A 21148-nucleotide genomic window follows, 5' to 3' on the forward strand; every position below is an offset into this window, starting at 1 on the left:
CTTAACAAAGAATTAAATAGCGACAGTTTCTGAGAAAAGGACCTGGAGGATCAGTGCCACTAGGAAAACATAACTCTACTTATCCTAAATGGGTGAAGCTACCATTTAAGGACTAGTATTTAGCATCATTCCTTCTGTCGGTTCTGAAAAAAATTCCCGCTTGATCTAAAATAGCGTAGGCTACATGGAAAGACGATGGACTCAAACTCCTTGGATTTTAGATTAAATAACAATTTTTTTTAGCTTTTTGATAAGGATTTTCACCTTTAATTAATCTGTGGGTTACTAACGTAAGTGTTCTAAAAAAATAGCGAAAGCAGTGGGACATGCTAATAAAATTAATCGCGCTTACACGTGGCTCCTACCCTCAGCTTCCTCAGAAGAAACTAAATTAGCCAGAGCTATATTTCCGAAAAAACCAATGACGAGAGCACTAAAAAAATCCCTTACTTAAAGTACTAATCTGGAGTAATTAAGATTGTTTTCGCTTATTCTAAATATTCAAAAAAGTTGTCCACAATCAATGACTATATCGCGACAAGCACTCATTCCTAAAGGACCATTCCGTTGGAAACTAAAAAAGATACCGAATAAAACAGCAATATCATCTTGGAAAAAAGTACGTTTTACTCATTCAGAAGAAAGTTTCATTGTGTCCGAAAACCATTCACAAAAATTACTAATGGCATGTTGACCACCATCATAAATTTAAATTTGTTCAAATACGCCTACTACCAATGCTATAAAGAGGATAAATCAAAAAAAATTACTTTTAGAAAGCTGCTCTTTAGGATAAGGTTCAAATAAAATTTTAAATAGTTCCTCTGCATGCTGTATATTTCAAATTTTATTATTCTAATTCGCTAACTCTTTCAATGACATCTCATCAGTCGCCTCATCCACTAATTCTGATCTATTTTTTTTAAATCTTTCCACTACTGGCGTATTCAAAGATTGCTTTTCTTAGGATGAAAAATAAAGTTAGAAATAGATTTCACCCATTTTAACTCAGTAAATTCCGTTAGAATTTGACACAAATGAGGGCCGCTAACCCAATAAGGTACAATCAATCTACAAGAAAGGCAAAGGTATTTAAAAGGAAGTGGTTCTTAAACAATACATGCTTCAAACATTTTTACACCAGCACCAAGAACCCCCCGTTAAATTATGCAAATAAAATAATTTCTGCTTGGAAGCTTGAATTTCTTTTAATTCTTTTGTTATTTTTTTCAGTTACGCGATGCCAAGTGGCAGGAGCAGCTAATGGAAAAACCAACAATTTCTCTGAAACAGATAAAAAATAGTCTAGCCCTTCCTTATCACTAAAGCTTTTAGAGAGGACAACGCACACCAAAGAGGAAACAGACGCAGAAAAAAATAGCCAAACTACCTTTCCATGGAAAATGGCTAATTATTCAATCTTTCTAGGTTAATTGGGAAAATTTATTTGGAGGGGAAAGCTTTGGATCGTTTCTTATCCAAGTTAAAAACTGACTCTTTGCACCAGACTCTATTTAGCTATACTCAGAGGCAGAAACTAAATTTAACTCTTTTAAACCAGGTAATTTTTGATAATTCTAGCGCAAGAAACACCTCATGAATTTAATACTATGGTAGTTCACCTCATTAATAAAATCTTAAAGATTTTTACGCTTGCAAAAATGCTCGAATGTGTATACCTTAAGAAATATTCTTAGATAAAACCTATGATGGTAGGATTTATTTTATAGGGTAAATCAAAAATTAGCATAATCTATATCCTATAGAGAGGTTAAGTCCTTTCTTTTTTTTAAATTATTTTGTTTTCGCCATTCTTTTAATTATGTTGGGACCATTATTCTTTAGCTTATTAATCATTATCACGTTACTAAATCTCAAGCAAAGAACTTAGATGCATATATAAGGTATCACCATTGCTGTTTTTTCCCTTGTTATCGCTACTTATTTACCTCGTTTGGGTTATAAATTTTCAATGCTACTGGGCAGTTATTAGAATTACTTGTTATAACGCTTATTATCGATCAAATCTGAATGATTTATCTTTTACTAATTAATGTAGGAATAGGTTTTGCCCTGGTTAAAGTATCGGTGTATTCAAGCATTGGTTTAATTACCAAAAGTGAGCAAGAACACGCTAGATTTGCAAGTACGATCCAAGGAATTTTTATGATAGCCGTTTTAAGCGGCTATTGAATTTTTAGCTTTTTCATTAATTCATCTTCGACTACTTGGCTGGATAGCTTTTGGCTTTTGGAAGGATTGGCTACAGTGGCATTTATATTATTAGCTACTACTCGGATAAAAGAAAATGAAAGAACTACATTAAACTCTTCTGCGAAACAAGATTTTAGCGAGATGATAGCACTCGCTCACCACGGCGTGGTGATTATTTTTATTATTAGTATTCGTGCCTATGTTTTTATTGAACAAAGTATTAGCACATGGTTACCATTTCAATAATAAAATTTTACGTCTGAGTCCGACGATGAGTGTTGAAATGTCAAGTATTTTATAATGTTCTTATGTAATTAGACACTTAATGGCTAGTTTTTTTATTGAAAAAAATTGCAAAATTCGCTGGCTCACTTTATTGTTTCTATGCATTTTAATTTCGATTGGTATGTTCTTATTATTGTTACCTTCTGCCCATACCCCATCCTCTGCGCCCATTACTTCCTAGTGGCATACTCCCTGGCACGCTTATCTCTTACCTTTAATAGGTTTAGCTCTTCCTCCGGTTTATCCTGTACTTTGCTCAACTTTATTAAGTGCATTTCCCCTTCCTCGCCATAGTACAATGATGGGCCTAATTATGATTTTTTCTACACTAGCTGAAACTATAGGTTCAAAATTAACAGGGGTATTTTTTTTCAATGACAAGGTAGCTACGCGGAGCTGAGACTTTCACTTATTCCTCTTGGTCTTTACTTTTTTGCTTCTACCCTATTTATTTATATTGCGAAAAAAAGAAATTATCTCAGAGACATCATCTAAAGCACTTCCTAACAATTTAGACAAAGAGATAGTCACAGCAAAAGAGTTTTCTTAATTTGATCAAACTTCACTCTAAAGTTACAAAACGAATAAAATCCGTATAGTTTAGACTTCCATGACTGTATGAAAAGTCAAACTTTCACTTTATTGTGTTAATACAGTAATCCTAGAAGTTATTAATCAATATAATATCTCTAAATTACAGACTGGTAACCTAGATACCTACAAAGACATCACCATTGTTATCTTTTCATTTCTGATAGATGCCTATTTACCTCGTCTTGGCTACAAAACTTTTATGTTATTAGGCTTAACCCTCATTAGCATTACTTGCTATTTGATACCAATAATTAACCAAATGTGAATGATTTATCTCTTGCTAATAAGCGTAGGGATTAGTTATTGCTTTGGTTAAAGTTTCAGTTCATTCCACAATTGGTTCAATTACAAAAAACGAACAAGAACACGTTAGCTTTACCAGTACTTTTGAAGGAATTTTCATGATCGGTGTATTGGTAGATACTGGATTCTTAGTTTTTTTATCAATTTACCTCACACGACTTGTCTTGATGGATTCTGGCTTTTAGGAGGATTAGCCACAGTTACTTTTCTTTTCTTAACTACCATTCGTTTTGAGGAGTCCCATATTCGATCCACGCGGTACTCTACGAAAAAGGAATTCCTCGAAATGATCACTCTCATCCGTCATCCGCCCATAATTACATTTATCATTGCTATTTTTGGTTATGTATTTATCGAGCAAGGAATTAACACTTGGCTTGCTACATTTAATAAAAGTTTTACATCTAAAGCCTACAATGAGTGTCGAAATGGCGAGTATTCTTTCGCGAGCTTATACTATTGGGCGCCTATCTGCTGATTTTTACTTAAGAAAGTCCATTGGATGGTACTGCCGGTTATCTACATAGTCGCTTCCGCATTAACGATTATCGTGTTATTCTCTCGACCCACTCTGCAAGCTAGCATTGTGAATGCATGGAGTCAAGCGCTCTAGCGAGCCTATCTCTTTTCCGCTTATCAGGCTTTTTTCTGGGGCACCTATTTACCCTACTCTACCCTACCGTGTGTTCGACTATGCTGAGCGCTTTATCCAAATACCGTCATAGCACCATGGATGAGATATACTTTTAATTTTCTCAGCACTGGGCCGAACAGTTGGCTTTAAAATAACCACTGTGGAATTTGGGCAATTGGGTGGCTAATACAGTCCTTCATCCTAATTCATATCCCGCTAGGGCTTTTATTTCTCATGCTTTTCCCTTATTAGAGGTTATTTACAGATTAGATTCATCCAGTACCATCCCCCCCCAGATAATACTTTGATTTAGTCAGGAGAAGGAGCAGCCGGATTTGATTTTACTCATTTTATCGATCAGCATTACGTATTTCACCGCTAAAGGTCCCGCTTGTTCAAGTCGCTTAGATCTCGTAATGGCTCTTACAAAGAATTTCGCTCATCCGAGTTTTTTTTAAAAGCTTCAACTTTTTCAAAATATTCAGGCAGTCTGTGAGTCAGAGTGGGATTTTTCATATCGCTGGATGCACGATAATACGTTACTGACTTCACTTTATACCACTGAATTAATTCCTGTTGATTTGAATGTTTTTCTATTTAATATAGAAAATAAAATTATATAGAAAATAAAATTGAAAATAAACTGGCTGATTATTTTCGCCACTTTAAAAATTATAATAAGGCTGAATTTTATCAGTGACGAGCGGAATATCGAAAGCAGGCCATCGAAAAATTTTGTTGGGATCCTTAGGAGCAATTCCACTTTGATTATTGCTGGAGCGAAGAGAAAAGATCGACAGTTTATACATTATAGCAGCTGCTTTTCCTTCATTCTTCAAATTAGCTTCCTTACCTCAAGCCACAGCTATTACTCACAAATTGTTAAATTATTTCCTTTACGAGGGTGGGTTAATTACTATTTTACAGAAAGCAATCAGCAATGGGATAAACCCAATGGATACCCCCTTCATTGGATTGTTATTAAAGGTTTACTAAATTACGGTTTTAAAACTCAGGCAAAAATTATCATAGAACGGCGGTTTATCCTTAAACCGTTTAGTATTTCAACACACAGCAAAAATTATGGAGAAATATAATGTCTAAAATCCTTCTAGTATAGTTAGTGGAGGAGAATATCCCGTACAAGATGGATTTGGATGGACTAATTGGCGTCGTTGTCGCTTTAAATTCCTTATTCAGTTTTGCTAACAGCATGTTCTCAGAAGCGTTAACTCCAGAGAAAGCAGGTCTCTAACAATCTTCTCCTTTCAAATTTTAATTGTCAGCGTCGTCAATAATTTTAAGAAGTTAACTTGTACGACCGTGCCAATTTTTATGAAATATTCATTTAACCACTTAGAGTCCTCATGAAAGAGTCGAACGCATCTGTGACTGTTATGATAACCTAGGAAGATAGAGCCGTGTATTGCCCCCGATAAAAAAACATACAAATAGGACATCGGCGCACTACCGTTAGTTTCAATGGGATATTTTCCCGATTTACAATTTTCACTGTGTACGCGAAATATTTTAAATTTGCCTACAATTATTTCGCAATTTTCCCTATCAGAACAAACTATCCTTTCCAGTAGAAATAGGTCCCCAAATGAACCAAATTTCCTTCAGCGTCATAAGCAGAAAGGCATGCTCTTTTAAATTTTGATGAGCAATAATTTTTTACTCTAAGTATTAACTTTTAAAAGAAATGGAGAAATAAAATTATAACTTAGCTGCAATAAGTCCATCCGGAACGAGAATCCACGAGCGCAAAGTCACGGACATATTCATTTGATTGAGTTGTATTACTAATTGACGCTCCTTTGAATTTGGAAATAATTTTCTCCAAGAATCGCTACTTTTAATTTTTATGCAATGAAAATCTTTTGCTTGGTATAACTTCCGCCCATAAAATCCCTTACCACTTTCGCGAGGAAAAAATTTAGGACGACTCAAATGTCCAACAGATGAAAGATTCGAAGTATGGAGTGTCGAACAACTTGAAATTAATAAAACAGCTACCACTAATAAGAATTTATTCAATTTATGAAATTTTATGAAAATTCACTTTATTTGTTAGTCTTACTTTCTTTCTGTAGAAAAGACTGGTGAAAAGGAAGATATCATTCGGTTTCAAGTAATAAAATATAAAATCAATGGAAGGAAGACTTATAATTACTAAACCTGTGCTGAACAATATTTCATACTAAAAATACTGCTTAAAGGAATGGTATTGGGCGGAATAAATTCTACAATTAACGTAGTAACCGAGCCAATTTAAACCTACTAGGGCAACCATCCAAATTCCCCAATTTCTTCGAGAAATTTAAAAGCCTTTGAGCTTTTAAATGTTTTTATAACGCAATCGAATAACAGCAATAAACATTAAGAATATACATAAACATATATAATTGCGAAGCTAGAGCAGTCAATAACCAATATGAAGCATTAACACTCGGCAATAATAAAAAAACTAATGGCAGCTCCATCACAATGAATGCTTATAAAATTAATAAGGTACCGGGAGCGCCAAAGCAGTTTTCGCACAAGAAATGAAAATTTATTTGCGTATCTTGTAAAGCATAAAACAAATCGCGAGTAGGTGCAATAATCGAATTATTATAACTCCGCCCATCCCTCCAATAATTAACATCAATGCAATTATCAGGTAAAATCCAATTTAAATGATAAGTATTAAAAAAATGCATCAAACGCCTGCATAATTCCAGTGACCAAACTAATTTTTTTCCTCGGTAAAACCATAACGATCGACAACGATCCACAAATTAAAGTAATTACAATAATAAATGTCGCAATTAACATTGCTCTGGGATAAGCTCCTTGCGGGTTATTTACATCGGAAGCATGGACAGTCGCGATGATTTCCATCCCACAAAAAGACATCATTATACCTGTTAAAGCTACCCTACCCACATCTCATTTTTAACATGAGGTAACAGTTCTTCTGCATGAAAAGAAATTTGTATCAGTTTCCCAGAAAATAACCATGCGGCACCTAAAGCGATAATTAACGTCATAGGTAATAACAACTTTGCTAATGCGCAAAAATTGCTAAACTGCGCTGAAGATTTAATTCCAAATAAATTAATCACAGTTACACCCCGGAAAGCACATAAAATTGTGGTAATTAAAAAAAATTTTGTTCATTGCGCTAAAGTAGGAGAAATTAAATAGCCAATCGTCCCTGTAATAAAGGATAAGATAGTCGGATACCAAATAACATTTTCTATCCACTGGAACCAGATCGCAAGAAAGCCAAATTGTACACCAAAAGCACTTTTTACCCACGAGTAAATCCCACTCAGATCTTTACTGTTCGATGGAGCTCCGCTGCTATCAACGCACTTGATAGTAAGAAAAAGATCGCACCTAGAATAAAAAAGAAAATTAATGAGCTACCAAACCAGAACCATCGCTCGTAAATTCCGTATACTATCCACCACGGACCCCACTCGGTAATTATTGTTAAACTAAATACATTCAGCGTACGCTTATTTACTACATAACTCATTAATTTATAAACCTTCGAGAACCCGTCTCACCAATCCTACGCTTGCCGAGTAAAAATTTTTATTTCATCCGATTTTATGTAAGGCAACTTATTGACTACCATCACTAACATTTTGGCCGTCTTTCTTATAGTCTCTTCGTCGTGTCCTTCCACCATTACTCGAACTACTGGTTCCGTCCCAGAAGGACGTAATAATACACGCCCCTTACCATTTAATTGTTTCTCCGCTTCTGCTACTGCTTTTTCAATAGTCGGATGCTGCATATTAAGCATCCCATTAATAGGAACGTTAATTAAGACTTGTGGGTGCTTAACCATTACTTTTTTAAGCTCTGCCAGAGAATTATTGGTTTGTTGCATGATTTTTAATATCTGTAAAGCAGTAATAATACCATCTCCTGTAGTAGTAAAACCAAGATCGACAATATGACCAGAAGATTCGCCCCCCAATAACCAGCCTTTCTGTTGCATCAATTCTAAAACGTAACGGTCACCCACTCGAGAACGCTCAAACGCAATATGATGGCGCTTTAATGTTTGCTCTAATCCTAAATTACTCATTATGGTACCTACCACTCCCAAGGGGCAATTTTCTTTTAAATGGAATCGATCGATAGCCATAATGCATAATAATTCGTCTCCATCTACTCTAACACCGTGATGATCTATCATAATCAGACGATCGCCATCGCCATCGAAAGCTATGCCAACATTAGCTTTGTGCTTAAGAACACTCTTTTGGAGTTTCTGAGTATTAGTGGCTCCATATTCATGATTAATATTAAATCCATCGGGCTCATCACCAATCGCGATCACATCTGCACCCAGTTCATGAAAAATACTGGGCGCAACAGAATAAGCAGCACCATTGGCACAATCAACAATAATTTTTAATTTTTTCAAAGATAAATTTGAAGGAAAAGTGCTTTTACAAAATTCAATATAACGGCCATGAGCTTCGCTCATTCGCGCTGCTTTTCCTAAGCGGTCAGCTGACACCGTACGCATGGGTTTATCGATATGATCCTCAATAGCCAGCTCCAATTCATCGGATAGTTTAAAGCCATCCTTATTAAAAAATTTCACTCCATTATCAGGATAGCTGTTATGCGAAGCACTAATTACAATTCCCGCATCAGCGCGAACAGAATGTGTCAAATACGCAATGGCAGGAGTAGGCATAGGTCCTATCAATTTAATGTTAACTCCGGCAGCAGATAATCCTGCTTGCAAAGCCGATTCAATCATATAACCTGAAATACGTGTATCCTTCCCAATTAAAACCGTCGCCGAATGACTATTCGCTAAGACTTTTCCCACCGCCCAACCGAGCTTGAGCATGAACTCAGCGTTAATCAACGATTTTCCAACTTGTCCCCGAATTCCATCGGTTCCAAAATATTTTTTTTTCAGTTCCTTTCCCTCTATTTTTTCATCCTATCCAATGAGATTGACCTCGCGGGCATAGGCAGCAATACGAACTGCTTCCCGACTTGCTTTAACATCATGAGTGCGAATGATAGAAGCGCCCTGATAGACGGCTAACACATCAGCAGCGACGCTACCAAATAGTCGGTGTGCCGGCAATTGGCTTAAGATATCACCGATCATCGATTTTCGCGACCATCCTGATAACACCGGTAATCCTAAAGATAAAAATTCAGATAAGTGGTTTAATAGATAAAAATTTTCCTTCAAATTTTTTCCGTAGTGACCTTGACCAAAGCCAGGATCAATAATTATTTGATTCCAAGAAAGTCCCTGGCTTTCACAACGCTCTACAGCAGCTTTCAAGTCCCTCTTCACAGTTTCTAAAAGATGGACGCACGAAGTTGAACCCGGTTTTCGCTTCGAAGTAGGAAAATGCATTAGGCACACAGGACTTTTTAATTCTCTTGCAGCTATTAATGCGCCTTCTACCTGCAAGGCCCGTTGGTCATTAATAATATCTGCTCCCGAATTTATCGCTTCACGCATAACTTGAGGACGGCTGGTATCGATGGAAATTAAAATATTAAAACGTTTTTTTATTTCTTCGATAGTAGGTATCAATCGATCAAGTTCCATCTGAAGAGAGGGGGAGTCCGTATCAATATTCACAAAGGGGTTCGTAGCCTCACTGCCAATATCTAGTATATCAGCCCCCTCACGAGCCATTTTCTCTGCTGTCTGGAAAGCGGAATTTAAATCGAGATGCGGATTGTAAAAAGAATTAGGAGAAACATTAATGATTCCCATAATGGCAGGCTCGGAAAAGGTGATCTTTCGGTTTCCCCTTAACTGCAACTGAAACTTTACTTCTGACATCAAGCACCCCCTCCTTACATTAACCCTTCCGCGGGCGGGATAGGGAATACGAGGACGATATTATAACGGCTGAGCATCTTCGGCAGGACAAATTTTTCCTGAATGTAAGGGTTTGGATTCACCATCTCGGGAAGATGAATCTTTTTTCACAGATTCTGAAACAGCCCCATCATCCTCTTTCCACCCAGGCGGTGGAGAAGGCTCTTTCCCCGCTAAAATTTCCTTAATTTGAACCTCATCAATAGTTTCATATTTAATTAATGCATTAGCCATAAGGTAAAGCTGATCCATATGTTCTTCGAGGGTTTTCTTCGCTGTGTCATAAGCCGTATCAATAATGCGACGCACTTCAAAATCAATTTCTTTACTGGTTGCATCGGAAATGTCTTTACGCTGTGTCACGGAACGTCCGAGAAAAACTTCACCTTCTTCTTCCCGATAAGTTAAGGGACCTAGTTTGGCCGACAATCCCCACTTTGTTACCATATTGCGGGCAATCTCAGTGGCTTTTTCAATGTCGTTGGATGCACCTGTGGTCACCCGTTCTTCACCAAAAATAAGTTCTTCAGCAATTCGTCCACCAAACAACCCCGCTAATTGGCATTCTAAACGACGTTTGCTCATACTATAACGATCTTGTTCAGGCAAGAACATTGTCACGCCTAAAGCCCGACCTCGCGGAATAATCGTGACTTTATAAACGGGATCGTGCTCAGGCATATGCAATCCCACAATTGCGTGACCTGCTTCGTGATAAGCCGTCAATTTCTTTTCTTCATCGCTCATTACCATTGAGCGTCGTTCGGCTCCCATCATAATTTTATCTTTCGCACGCTCAAATTCAGCCATTCCAACGTCTTTCTTGTTTTCACGCGCCGCAAATAAAGCAGCTTCGTTGACAGTATTAGCTAAATCAGCCCCAGAAAATCCTGGAGTGCCTCGAGCAATGATAGAAGCTTTAACGTCAGACGCCAACGGCAATTTACTCATGTGAACTTGGAGAATACGTTCACGTCCCTTAATGTCTGGCAGGGGAACTACTACTTGGCGGTCAAAACGTCCCGGCCGTAATAAGGCAGGATCAAGTACATCAGGCCGATTGGTGGCGGCCATTACAATAATGTCCTCTTTGCCTTCAAAACCATCCATTTCCACTAAGAGTTGATTGAGGGTTTGCTCTCGTTCATCGTGACCGCCACCTAAACCAGCACCACGGTGACGACCTACGGCATCGATTTCGTCTATAAAATGATACAGGGCGCTTGCTTCTTGGCTTGATCGAACATGTCACGAACCCGGGAAGCACCTACACCCACGAACATTTCAACAAAATCAGAACCCGAAATAGTAAAGAACGGTACTTTGGCTTCCCCAGCTACCGCTTTAGCCAGAAGGGTTTTACCGGTTCCCGGAGGGCCAACTAGCAATACACCACAGGGCATTTTCCCTCCTAAGCGCTGAAATTTACCGGGATCGCACAGGAAGTCCACTAACTCTTTGACTTCTTCTTTTGCCTCTTCTACCCCAGCGACATCATCAAAGGTTACCTTAACTTGATCTTGGTTGAGTAGACGAGCTTTACTACGACCAAATGACATGGGACCGCCGCCGCGGCCTCCACCTTGCATCTGTCTCATAAATAAAATCCACACAAAAATCAAAATGAGGAAGGGCAGCCAACTAATAAGAATATGTAAAAAGATACTTTGTTGTTTTGGAGGCTCACCTTTTACACTCACGCCCTTAGCCATTAATTGATTAAGCAGAGCTTGATCTTCCATAGGCAAATAGGTCATAAAATGCTTGTTGTCTTTGGTTATCCCTTTAATCTCATGACCCTGGATAACCACACTGCTGACTTTGTCAGCATTAACTGCTTGGACAAATTGCGAATAGCTATAGGGCTGAACATCGGGTTGTCGTGCACCAAAATTACTGAAGACCGTGATAAGGACTACTGCAATAACCAACCAAAGCAGTAAATTTTTAATAATACTATTCAAGGTATTACCTCGTTTTTACTCATACCTGCTGATTATAGCCCAGAAATTTAGTGGCGAGTATATAAATTTCACTCGATCGGGCTCGTGAAGAACTCGGTTTAAGGAGTTTGACATGCTTAAAATAGGGACGCAAATCAGTTAAAAAAACATCAACACCAGACCCTTGGAAAACTTTAGCCAAGAATCCTCCACCTATTACCAAAATTTTTGAGCACAACACCACGCTACCTCAACCAAATGCAACGATTTCGGCTGATCAATACTCTTCATACCTGAAATATTGGGAGCCATATCCGAAATAACAAGATCTACTTTCCCTTCTTTAGTTTTTTTATGGATCACCTCATTCAACTGATTAAACGTTTCCGCTTCATTGAAATCTCTCCAGATAAATTCAACGCCTGAAATTGGCTGCATAGGCAAGAGATCGAAGGCCACGACCAAGCCCTTGGGTCCTACAAGCTCTTTAGCCACCTGAGACCAGCCTCCCGGAGCCGCTCCTAAATCGACTACAGCCATCCCCGGCCTAAAAAGCTTACATTTTTTATGCATCTCCAAAAGCTTAAAAGCTGCTCGCGAAGCATAACCTTCTTTCTTCGCACGCTTTACATAAAGATCTCTCTCGTGTTCTTGGAGCCAACGTTTACTTTGGATCATTCTTAATTAAGTCGCTTACCGTCTAAATTACTAATAAAAAACTCCTAATTGCAATTTAGCAGCATCAGACATCATCTCTCGGTCCCACGGAGGGTCAAAGACAATTTCCACTTCCGCATCGTTTACCTCAGGAATAGCCAAAATTTTGCGTTTAACATCTTCCACTAATACCGGTCCCATCCCACACCCAGGTGCTGTTAACGTCATTTCGATAACCACACGAAAAGTATCTTCTTTCAATCGCTCAATATCGCAAACGTATACCAATCCCAATTCGACAATATTGACAGGAATTTCCGGATCAAACACCGTACTGAGTTGGGCCCATACTTTATCTTTGATAGTGGCATCAGGTGGCAAATCTTCCAAAGGGCTTTTAATTGCTTTTCCTAAAGCATCGGCGTCTCTCCCTTCAATTCGGACTAAATTCCCAAAAATATTTACCGTAAATGTGTCACCCGAACTCTGTACTACAGTCACCTCGGTTCCTTGAGGAACTCTAATAGACGTCCCCGACGGCACCAACGTTGCCGTCGTATCGCGACTTAGTACAATAATTTCTTTTTCATATTCATTATTCCTTATCATCAACGTTTTCGTCTTCTCTTAAATGAAAACTTTCTCCACAACCACAAGCACCAATCGCATTAGGATTATTAAAATGTAATTGATGTTGCCCAAAATCTTTTTTCACATAGTCCACTATTGTGCCCTTGAGGAGAGGCACACAATGAGCATCAATTAAAATAGTTAATCCCAAGGCAGTTTTGAGAGAGATATCGCCCTCTTGCGGTCTTTCTACAATCTCCGACTGGTACATGTAGCCCGAGCAGCCCGTTTTTTTCACCGATAAGCGAAATTGTACTTCTTTTCCACGTTTTTTTATTACCGATTGAAGGTGTTTATAAGCTGCCTCTGTCAGTTCGATAATTTTTACATCATTCATTATTCTATCCTCACGGGTAGGTCAATCTGACCACGCAGAGCGGCAAACATAGTGTGCCAACATAAAGTAGCGCATTTCACCCGCGTAGGAAATTCAGCAACACCACCTAAAGCAGCTAATTTCCCTAATTCCTCTACGTTAGAACTTTTCCCAGTCACCAAATCATGAAATTGAGAAAATAAAATTTCACTTTGCTCGAGGGTTTTGCCTTTTAAGGCCTCCATCATTAGCGAAGCTGAAGCAATAGATATGGCACAACCACTCCCTTCAAAAGTTGTTTCTTTTATCACACCTTCTTCTTCACAAAAATATACCGTTAATCGATCACCACATAGCGGATTATAGCCATCATGTACGTGTGTGGGATCCGCTAAACGCCCAAAATGTCGTGGCTTTCGACCGTGATCGATAATTATTTCTTGATATAAATCACGTAAATCATTCATTCTTTTAATCTGCGAAAAATTTTTCATTAAATATTTGATTAACCCAAACTAAACCGTCAATCAACCGATCAATATCGTCGAACGTATTATAGAGACCGAACGTAATTCGTGCCGTTGCAGGCAACCTAAACCGCTCCATTAAAGGCATCGCACAATGATGACCAGCCCGGATAGCAATCCCTTCATGATCTAAAATCGTTGCAATATCATGCGGATGAGCCTGTTCCATAGTAAAAGAAATTACACCGACTTTATTCGGAGCGTTACCTATAATTTTTAACCCAGAAATTTGGTGTAATTTTTGCGTCACATAATTCAATAAAGCTTTTTCATGAGCATTAATTTTTTCAAAACCAATCGCCATAAGGTAATCAATGGCTGTCCCAAGCCCAATAACACCAGCTATATGAGGCGTACCTGCTTCAAATTTATGAGGTAACACGTTGTATTCCGTTTTTTCAAAGCTGACTCGGCGAATCATATCCCCACCCCCTTGATAGGGAGGCATCTTCTCTAACAAGTTAGTCTTTCCGTAAAGAACACCAATCCCCGTAGGGCCATACAATTTATGTCCCGAAAAGGTATAAAAATCGCAATCTAAATCTTGAACATCCACAACCATATGAGGAATCGCTTGTGCACCGTCTAATAAAACGGGAATATTTTTCTGATGGGCTAAACGAATCATTTCCTTAACAGGATTAACTGTGCCTAATACATTAGAAACATGAATTAGTCCTACAATTTTCGTACGTTCTGTTAAGAGTTTTCGATATTCGTCTAAATTTAAAATTCCATTATCATTAACCGGAATTATTTTTAACTTTGCCTCCGCTCGCTCACATAACAGTTGCCAAGGTACAATATTGGAATGATGCTCCATTTCTGAAATTACAACTTCATCGCCCTGTTGAACTTGCATGGCGCCAAAACTAGAAGCAACTAAATTAATCGACTCTGTCGTCCCTCGGGTAAAAATAATTTCGTGTGTATAGGCAGCATTGATAAATGCTTTAATTTTTTTACGCATATTTTCATAAGCGGTCGTTGCCCGCTCGCTGATAGTATATATCCCCCGGTGCACATTGGCATTGTTATTACAATAATAATGACTCATAGCATCAATCACTATCTGGGGTTTTTGCGCCGTCGCTCCAGAATCCAAATATACTAGAGATTTTCCCCGAATCCGCTCTTTTAAAAGAGGGAAATCATCACGTAAAAAATCAAGTGAATTAATTATGACAATCTCCCAGGCAATTCAATAGCCCTAAACATTTAATAATTTTTTGATGTATTCGCTCGGCAATAAACTTATGAGGTATTTTTTCTATAATTTCACTAGCAAATGCACAAGCGAGTAAATGCTCGGCTGCAGAACGGTCAATACCGCGACTACACAAATAAAATAGAGCTTCATCGTTTAACTGGCCACTGTAGCGCCGTGGGTGCAATTTACATCGTCATTATAAATCTCAAGCTCCGGTTTAGTATTAACCTCAGCTTCATTTGAAAATACTAAATTTTTATTGATTTGATGGGCGATCGTTTTCTTTGCCTCTGAATGGACAAAAATTTTCCATTAAACACAGCTCGAGATTTACCACTAATAATACCCTTATAAATTTGTTGGCTCACACATCCAGAAACACCATGATCAATACGAGTATGATTATCAATATGCCTCCCGCCTTTCAAGTGATAAAATCCTAGCAACTGACACGAAGCATTATGGCCTTCTAATGCGTAATTCAAATCTTCACGCGCCAGTGCTCCCCCTAATGAAACATGACAGGAAATCACTTGACTGTTTCGCGCTTGACAAATTTGGGTATTTGCAATATGAAAAGAATTGTTATTTTCTCCCTGCAATTTATAAAACACTAAATTAGCAGAGGCTCCAACATTTACTTGAGTCACGATATTATTAAAATAAGTTGTGGGATAGACCCCCTGATATTCTTCTAAAAGAGTGACGTTAGCATTTTCTTCAATAAAAATTAAATGACGCGTTTGGGTCATAGAAAATGGAAAATTTGGCTTCATCAAGTAAAGGAGATGAATCGGTTTTTCAAGCTGGCAATTTTTCGGTACATGAAGAAACATACCGTCTTGAAAAAGACCATCATTTAGCAATGAAAAAGGAGTTTGATAACTCCTCATCTCACCTATAATTTCCTTTTGATTTTCTTTTAGAGCTGCCTTTAACGACATTAATTGAATCTCAGCTGGCAGTTGCATCAAATTTGATAGAGTGGGTGCAAAATGTCCGTTAATAAATACTATGCGATGGGTATCCTCCATAACAAAACGAGTTATATCACAATCAGTTATTTCTCCAAATGAAAAAGTTTGAGAGGCAATTGAGGTAATGTCCGTATATTTCCAATTTTCTATTTTGCAATTAGGGAAGCCCGTCAACAAAAACGTTTTTAATTGTTCGCGTTGCCATGCCTGTAAAGAATTACGGTTTTGATTTTGCAATCTCTTTAAACGAGTTTCTGACCAGCCTTCACTAAGCATTCTCATAACCAACCATACCCTTTCTTTTCAAGTTCATAAGCTAACAAGGGACCACCCGATACCGCGATGCGACCGTCAACCAAGACATGCACAAAATCTGGATTAATATAATCTAAAAGACGCTGATAATGAGTAATTAATAAAATAGCTCGTTTAGAGTTTCGTAAACTGTTAACCCCTTTTGCAACCATTTGTAGGGCATCTATATCGAGACCCGAATCGGTTTCATCTAAAACGGCAAGAGAAGGTTCGAGCATTAGCATTTGCAAAATTTCATTGCGCTTTTTCTCCCCCCCAGAAAATCCTTCATTAACTGATCTTTTTAAAAATTTGTCCTCCATATCAACCAAGGCTAATTTTTCCTTCACTAAAGTCATTATATCCAGCGCATCTAATTCTAATTCACCACGTTTTTTTCGGATGCTATTAACAGCCGTTTTCAAAAAATAAAGGTTATTAACACCAGGGATTTCCACAGGATATTGAAATGCCAAAAATAAACCTGCCACAGCACGATCCTCAGGTAATAGTTCCAATAAATTCTGATTGAAATAGGTCACTTCACCTGCTGTAACAGCATAATTATCCCGACCAGCCAATACAGACGCTAAGGTACTTTTACCAGAACCATTAGGCCCCATAATAGCGTGAACTTCACCAGCATTAACAGCTAAATCCACTCCGCGGAGAATCTCATTATTATTTACATTTACATGTAAGTTTTTTATTATTAACATAGATATCTCTTTTTAAATTAACCGCCATCATCCCACAGCTCCTTCTAAACTGACCTCCATCAATTTTTGTGCTTCGACAGCAAATTCCATTGGCAATTTTTGAAAAACTTGTTTACAAAAACCATTTACAATCATTGATACAGCGTCTTCTTCAGTAATACCGCGTTGACGACAATAAAATAATTGATCCTCTCCAATTTTAGAGGTCGTAGCTTCATGCTCAATACGTGCCGTAGGATTTTTCGCTTCAATATAAGGAAAGGTATGAGCGCCGCAATGACTTCCCAACAATAAAGAATCGCATTGGCTATAATTATGAGCATTTTCAGCAATTGGTCCAACACGCACCAAACCGCGGTAACTATTTTGCCCATGGCCGGCGGCAATTCCTTTAGAAATAATTGTGCTCCGGGTATTTTTACCGATGTGGACCATTTTCGTACCTGTATCAGCTTGCTGAAAATTATTCGTCAGAGCCACGGAATAAAATTCTCCAACGGAATTATTGCCTCTTAAAATAACACTAGGATACTTCCAGGTAATTGCAGATCCCGTTTCGATTTGTGTCCAAGAAATTTTAGAATTATTTCCGCAACACGTACCCCGTTTTGTCACAAAGTTATAAATCCCCCCTCGTCCATTTTCATCTCCTGGGTACCAGTTTTGTACGGTGGAATACCTTATTTCGGTATTGGCTAAAGCTATTAATTCGACCACGGCAGCATGTAATTGGTTTTCGTCCCGCTGCGGAGCAGTGCAACCCTCCAAATAACTTACATAGCTTCCTTCATCAGCGATAATTAACGTTCGCTCGAATTGCCCCGTATTAGCTGCATTAATTCGAAAATAAGTCGATAATTCCATAGGGCAACGAACCCCTTTCGGCACGTACACAAATGAACCATCACTAAAAACAGCAGAATTTAACGTCGCGAAAAAATTATCACGATAAGAAACAACACTGCCTAAATATTTTTCCACTAAATTGGGATGTTTTTGTACTGCTTCGGAAAATGAACAAAAGATTACTCCTGACGCAGCCAATTTTTCTTTAAATGTTGTTGCTACCGAAATACTGTCGAAAACTGCATCCACGGCAACACCAGCCAGTCGCTGTTGCTCATGCAAAGGGATGCCCAATTTATTGTAAGTCTCGAGTAATTTAGGATCAATTTTCTCTAAGCCTTTAGGTTTCTTTTTCAATTTTGGTGCCGCATAATAACTAATAGCTTGATAATCAATGGGCTCGATACGCAAATGAGCCCATTGTGGCGATTCCAGAGTCAACCAATGGCGATAGGCACGGAGCCGCCACTCTAACAGGAAATTGGGTTCGTTCTTCTTGGCTGAAATAAGCCTGATTACCTCTTCGTTTAACCCAGGCGTGATAACATCTGTTTCAATGTCGGTAGTAAAACCATGTTCATAGGTTTTATTAACGACTTTCTGTAAATAACTTTCATTCGTCATTATTTTCCCCAAATTCGGATCGTTAGCAGAGGAATTCTGCCCACGCTCACGGAGAGTCACTGCACTGGCAGTGATCGCATTGAAAAGTGGTTATTCGTTTTTTAGTTAATGGTTTTTTCATATCTGCAAGATTCAAACTATCCAACACTTCAAATACCAACCCATTAATGAGCTGCCAATTGTTACGTAATCCGCAAACAGTGTCATGTTCGCATCGATTCTCATCTCGGCTGCATTCGGTCATCGCGGGCTTGCCATCAATGGCAGTGATAATTTCGGATATACTAATCGCTTCCGGTGATCGTGCCAATTGATAGCCCCCATTAACACCGCGTTCAGAATTAACTAACTTGCTTTCATTCAAAAGCTTCAACACTTTACTTACGGTAGCCATTGAAAGAGGTGTCACCCGCGCAATTTGTGCCGCACTAAAGCGCTCTTGTCGGGAAGCCAAGATGGTCATTACCATCGTGGCATAATCAGCTAGTCGACTAATTTTTAACATCTTATCTTTACCTATCTTCTTTCTCACGAAAACTTTCTTTGCTATCCCGCGGGACGAGGGAACCTTTAGTTTTTCTATTTTTGTCATGTAGAGAGGGTATTACTCTTGCCTTTGCTTAAATATTTACAATATAGTACCATATTTGTCCTATTTCGCAATAAAGAATACAAACGCTGCTATGATTTTTTCAAAAAGCAAAAATCGTCGCCTTTCCACGCTCTTGAGTGTTTCGCTTATAAGTGCTGTCGTAAATACCTTACTCGCTTTATTTAAAATTGACGTTGGAATTATTGGCTATTCTCAAGCTTTAATTGCTGATGGAATTCATTCCTTATCAGACCTCCTTACTGACGGGCTTGTAGTCATAGTGGGGCATCTTGGGGCCCAATCACCAGACAAGGAACATCCCTACGGTCATGGGCGCATCGAAACGATTGGAGCAATTATTATTTCCCTCATTCTCATTTTTATTGCTCTGGGGATCACTTTTGATACCCTCCAGAATATCATTCATCGGGTTCACTCCACGACACCCACTTTCCCCGTCATTATTGTGGCCATCGTTTCTGTAATTGCAAATGAAAGCTTATTTCGCTACACGCTAATAAAAAACAACAAAATTAATTCTGACCTGTTGCGTACTAACGCCTGGCATAACCACAGTGACGCCTCGTTTCGTTGATTGTTTTAGCCAGCGTGATTGGTACTCGGTTAGGCATCACTTATCTTGATTCCATCGGCGCCTTAATTATCGCACTTTTAATCTTGCGTATGGGCCTCAAAATAATATGGAAAAATATTCAAGAACTCATTGATGCGGCTGTCGATGACGAAACTCTTGAAAAAATTACTAACATTATTTCCACTGTCCCCGGTGTTCTTTCCATCCACCAATTACGAACGCGTTCGCACGGAGGCAATATTTTCATAGATGTTCATATTCAAGTCTCCCCCGACATCAGTGTATCGGAGGGACATTACATTAGCGAGCAGGTGCATGTAAATCTTATGAAAAATATTTTCCATATCGTTGATGTTACCGTTCATATTGATCCGGAAAATGACACTACTTCAACACCTTCAGTAAATTTACCCAGTCGCGAAGATATTCATCGTTTATTAAAAGTCCATTGTCAAAATTTACCAAGTTTTAAAGAAATCCGCCGGACAATCTTACATTATTTCGACGGTAAAGTTTATATTGAAATTTATCTGCCATTAACAGCAATTAAAGATGAGAAAGAACAGTTAGAATTGCAGTATCAGGATATTGTCTCTCGAGTAAAATATATTGCCAAAGTATCTCTTTATTTTGAATAGTGGATCACTTAATCCATGAAAAAAAACTTATTTATTCTATGACATCGAAACCACTGGTTTAAATAAGTGCTTCGATCAAATTTTACAATTCGCTGCTATTCGAACTGATGAATCATTAAATGAACTAGAGCGACACGAAATTCGCATTCGCCTCAATCCCGACATCATCCCTTCTCCTACAGCAATCATCACCAATCGAATATCGGTTGCCAAAATGCTTTCCGGAAAACCTGAAATTGAAGCTATTCGAGAAATCCACGAATTAATGAACAACCCTGGTACTATTAGCGTTGGATATAATACGCTCGGTTTTGATGACGAATTTTTACGCTTTTCTTTTTATCGAAATTTACTACCACCTTATACCCATCAATTCAATAATCAATGCGGACGATTGGATCTTTTTCCAATTACCATTTTATATTACTTATATAAATCAGATGTTTTAAATTGGCCAAACCCGTTAAATATGAAATTAGAAAATTTATCCAGAATGAATCAACTAGCACATGGGCAGGCTCATGATGCCATGGTAGACGTGAATGCATGTATTAGCTTAGCTAAAAAATTAATGGCTCACGAGGAAATGTGGCAATACGTCATCGGATATTTTGATAAGAAAATAGAAACTCATCGATTAGCCCAATTACCAGCGGCAATTAAAAGCAAATTTTA

Annotated in this window: 18 protein-coding genes and 5 pseudogenes; 7 read left to right on the plus strand and 16 right to left on the minus strand. The window is 38.2% G+C overall.

Annotated elements, in window-relative coordinates; translation table 11 throughout:
* Positions 1 to 2268 precede the first annotated feature (2268 nt).
* From B1F79_RS04250 to B1F79_RS06410, 5 genes are all read left to right on the plus strand, one after another.
* Positions 2269 to 2460, plus strand: a complete 192-nt coding sequence (locus B1F79_RS04250; RefSeq protein ID WP_251366122.1) for a hypothetical protein — start codon at positions 2269 to 2271, stop codon at positions 2458 to 2460.
* Positions 2461 to 3682: 1222 nt separating this feature from the next.
* Positions 3683 to 3874 carry a hypothetical protein gene (locus B1F79_RS04255; RefSeq protein ID WP_251366123.1) on the plus strand — a complete coding sequence of 64 codons (192 nt, stop codon included), beginning with the start codon at positions 3683 to 3685 and terminating at the stop codon, positions 3872 to 3874.
* Between the two features lie 680 nt (positions 3875 to 4554).
* Positions 4555 to 4653 (plus strand): trehalase family glycosidase, encoded by a 99-nt coding sequence (locus B1F79_RS04260; RefSeq protein ID WP_251366124.1) that lies wholly within the window; start codon positions 4555 to 4557, stop codon positions 4651 to 4653.
* Positions 4654 to 4794: 141 nt separating this feature from the next.
* On the plus strand, positions 4795 to 5127 hold the full coding sequence (locus B1F79_RS04265; protein WP_251366125.1) for a trehalase family glycosidase: 333 nt from the start codon (positions 4795 to 4797) through the stop codon (positions 5125 to 5127).
* Positions 5128 to 5153: 26 nt separating this feature from the next.
* On the plus strand, positions 5154 to 5285 hold the full coding sequence (locus tag B1F79_RS06410; RefSeq protein WP_285896399.1) for a hypothetical protein: 132 nt from the start codon (positions 5154 to 5156) through the stop codon (positions 5283 to 5285).
* A 464-nt stretch (positions 5286 to 5749) separates the two neighbouring features.
* On the opposite strand, the gene B1F79_RS04270 is transcribed toward B1F79_RS06410, so the two are convergent.
* The 16 genes and pseudogenes from B1F79_RS04270 to B1F79_RS04350 form a co-directional block, all read right to left on the minus strand.
* Positions 5750 to 6070 carry a hypothetical protein gene (locus B1F79_RS04270; RefSeq protein WP_251366126.1) on the minus strand — a complete coding sequence of 107 codons (321 nt, stop codon included), beginning with the start codon at positions 6068 to 6070 and terminating at the stop codon, positions 5750 to 5752.
* Positions 6071 to 6528: 458 nt separating this feature from the next.
* Entirely contained in the window at positions 6529 to 6735 is a 207-nt protein-coding gene (locus tag B1F79_RS04275; protein WP_251366127.1) for a hypothetical protein, read from the minus strand.
* Positions 6722 to 6961: an amino acid permease gene (locus B1F79_RS04280; RefSeq protein WP_251366128.1), complete on the minus strand. Its 240-nt coding sequence runs from the start codon at positions 6959 to 6961 to the stop codon at positions 6722 to 6724. The genes B1F79_RS04275 and B1F79_RS04280 overlap by 14 nt, the downstream gene beginning before the upstream one ends.
* A pseudogene (locus B1F79_RS07000) lies at positions 6949 to 7440 on the minus strand (amino acid permease). Before B1F79_RS07000 ends, B1F79_RS04280 begins: the two are co-directional and overlap by 13 nt.
* Positions 7441 to 7595: 155 nt before the next feature.
* Positions 7596 to 8972, minus strand: coding sequence for a phosphoglucosamine mutase (gene glmM / locus B1F79_RS04290; protein WP_251366137.1), 1377 nt, complete (start codon positions 8970 to 8972; stop codon positions 7596 to 7598).
* 24 nt (positions 8973 to 8996) lie between these two features.
* Complete coding sequence (gene folP / locus B1F79_RS04295; protein ID WP_251366130.1) at positions 8997 to 9866, minus strand: dihydropteroate synthase; 870 nt, start codon at positions 9864 to 9866, stop codon at positions 8997 to 8999.
* A gap of 60 nt (positions 9867 to 9926) precedes the next feature.
* Positions 9927 to 11869: pseudogene (gene ftsH, locus B1F79_RS04300) on the minus strand (ATP-dependent zinc metalloprotease FtsH).
* Between the two features lie 19 nt (positions 11870 to 11888).
* A pseudogene (locus tag B1F79_RS04305) lies at positions 11889 to 12526 on the minus strand (RlmE family RNA methyltransferase).
* A gap of 30 nt (positions 12527 to 12556) precedes the next feature.
* A complete protein-coding gene (gene sufT / locus B1F79_RS04310; protein ID WP_251366131.1) occupies positions 12557 to 13114 on the minus strand; it encodes a putative Fe-S cluster assembly protein SufT in 558 nt (185 codons plus the stop codon).
* Positions 13101 to 13472, minus strand: coding sequence for a Fe-S cluster assembly scaffold SufA (sufA, locus tag B1F79_RS04315; protein WP_251366132.1), 372 nt, complete (start codon positions 13470 to 13472; stop codon positions 13101 to 13103). Before sufA ends, sufT begins: the two co-directional genes overlap by 14 nt.
* Positions 13472 to 13918: a Fe-S cluster assembly sulfur transfer protein SufU gene (sufU, locus tag B1F79_RS04320; RefSeq protein WP_251366133.1), complete on the minus strand. Its 447-nt coding sequence runs from the start codon at positions 13916 to 13918 to the stop codon at positions 13472 to 13474. Before sufU ends, sufA begins: the two co-directional genes overlap by 1 nt.
* Before the next feature lie 4 nt (positions 13919 to 13922).
* The gene (locus B1F79_RS04325) at positions 13923 to 15161 is read right to left on the minus strand and encodes a cysteine desulfurase (RefSeq protein WP_308159736.1); all 1239 of its coding nucleotides are present in this window, start codon (positions 15159 to 15161) and stop codon (positions 13923 to 13925) included.
* A pseudogene (gene sufD / locus B1F79_RS04335) lies at positions 15154 to 16447 on the minus strand (Fe-S cluster assembly protein SufD). Before sufD ends, B1F79_RS04325 begins: the two are co-directional and overlap by 8 nt.
* Positions 16444 to 17178, minus strand: a complete 735-nt coding sequence (gene sufC / locus B1F79_RS04340; RefSeq protein WP_251366135.1) for a Fe-S cluster assembly ATPase SufC — start codon at positions 17176 to 17178, stop codon at positions 16444 to 16446. The pseudogene sufD and the gene sufC overlap by 4 nt, the downstream one beginning before the upstream one ends.
* A gap of 27 nt (positions 17179 to 17205) precedes the next feature.
* Positions 17206 to 18648 (minus strand): Fe-S cluster assembly protein SufB, encoded by a 1443-nt coding sequence (sufB, locus tag B1F79_RS04345; RefSeq protein ID WP_251366140.1) that lies wholly within the window; start codon positions 18646 to 18648, stop codon positions 17206 to 17208.
* Between the two features lie 46 nt (positions 18649 to 18694).
* On the minus strand, positions 18695 to 19153 hold the full coding sequence (locus B1F79_RS04350; RefSeq protein WP_251366136.1) for an SUF system Fe-S cluster assembly regulator: 459 nt from the start codon (positions 19151 to 19153) through the stop codon (positions 18695 to 18697).
* A 178-nt stretch (positions 19154 to 19331) separates the two neighbouring features.
* Between B1F79_RS04350 and B1F79_RS04355 the strand changes: the two are divergent.
* Together B1F79_RS04355 and B1F79_RS04360 are read left to right on the plus strand one after the other, a co-directional pair.
* Positions 19332 to 20473: pseudogene (locus B1F79_RS04355) on the plus strand (cation diffusion facilitator family transporter).
* A gap of 43 nt (positions 20474 to 20516) precedes the next feature.
* A partial coding sequence (locus tag B1F79_RS04360) for an exodeoxyribonuclease I (RefSeq protein WP_372443144.1) occupies positions 20517 to 21148 on the plus strand: 632 nt, incomplete at its 3' end.

Source organism: Coxiella-like endosymbiont of Rhipicephalus sanguineus (assembly GCF_018687865.1).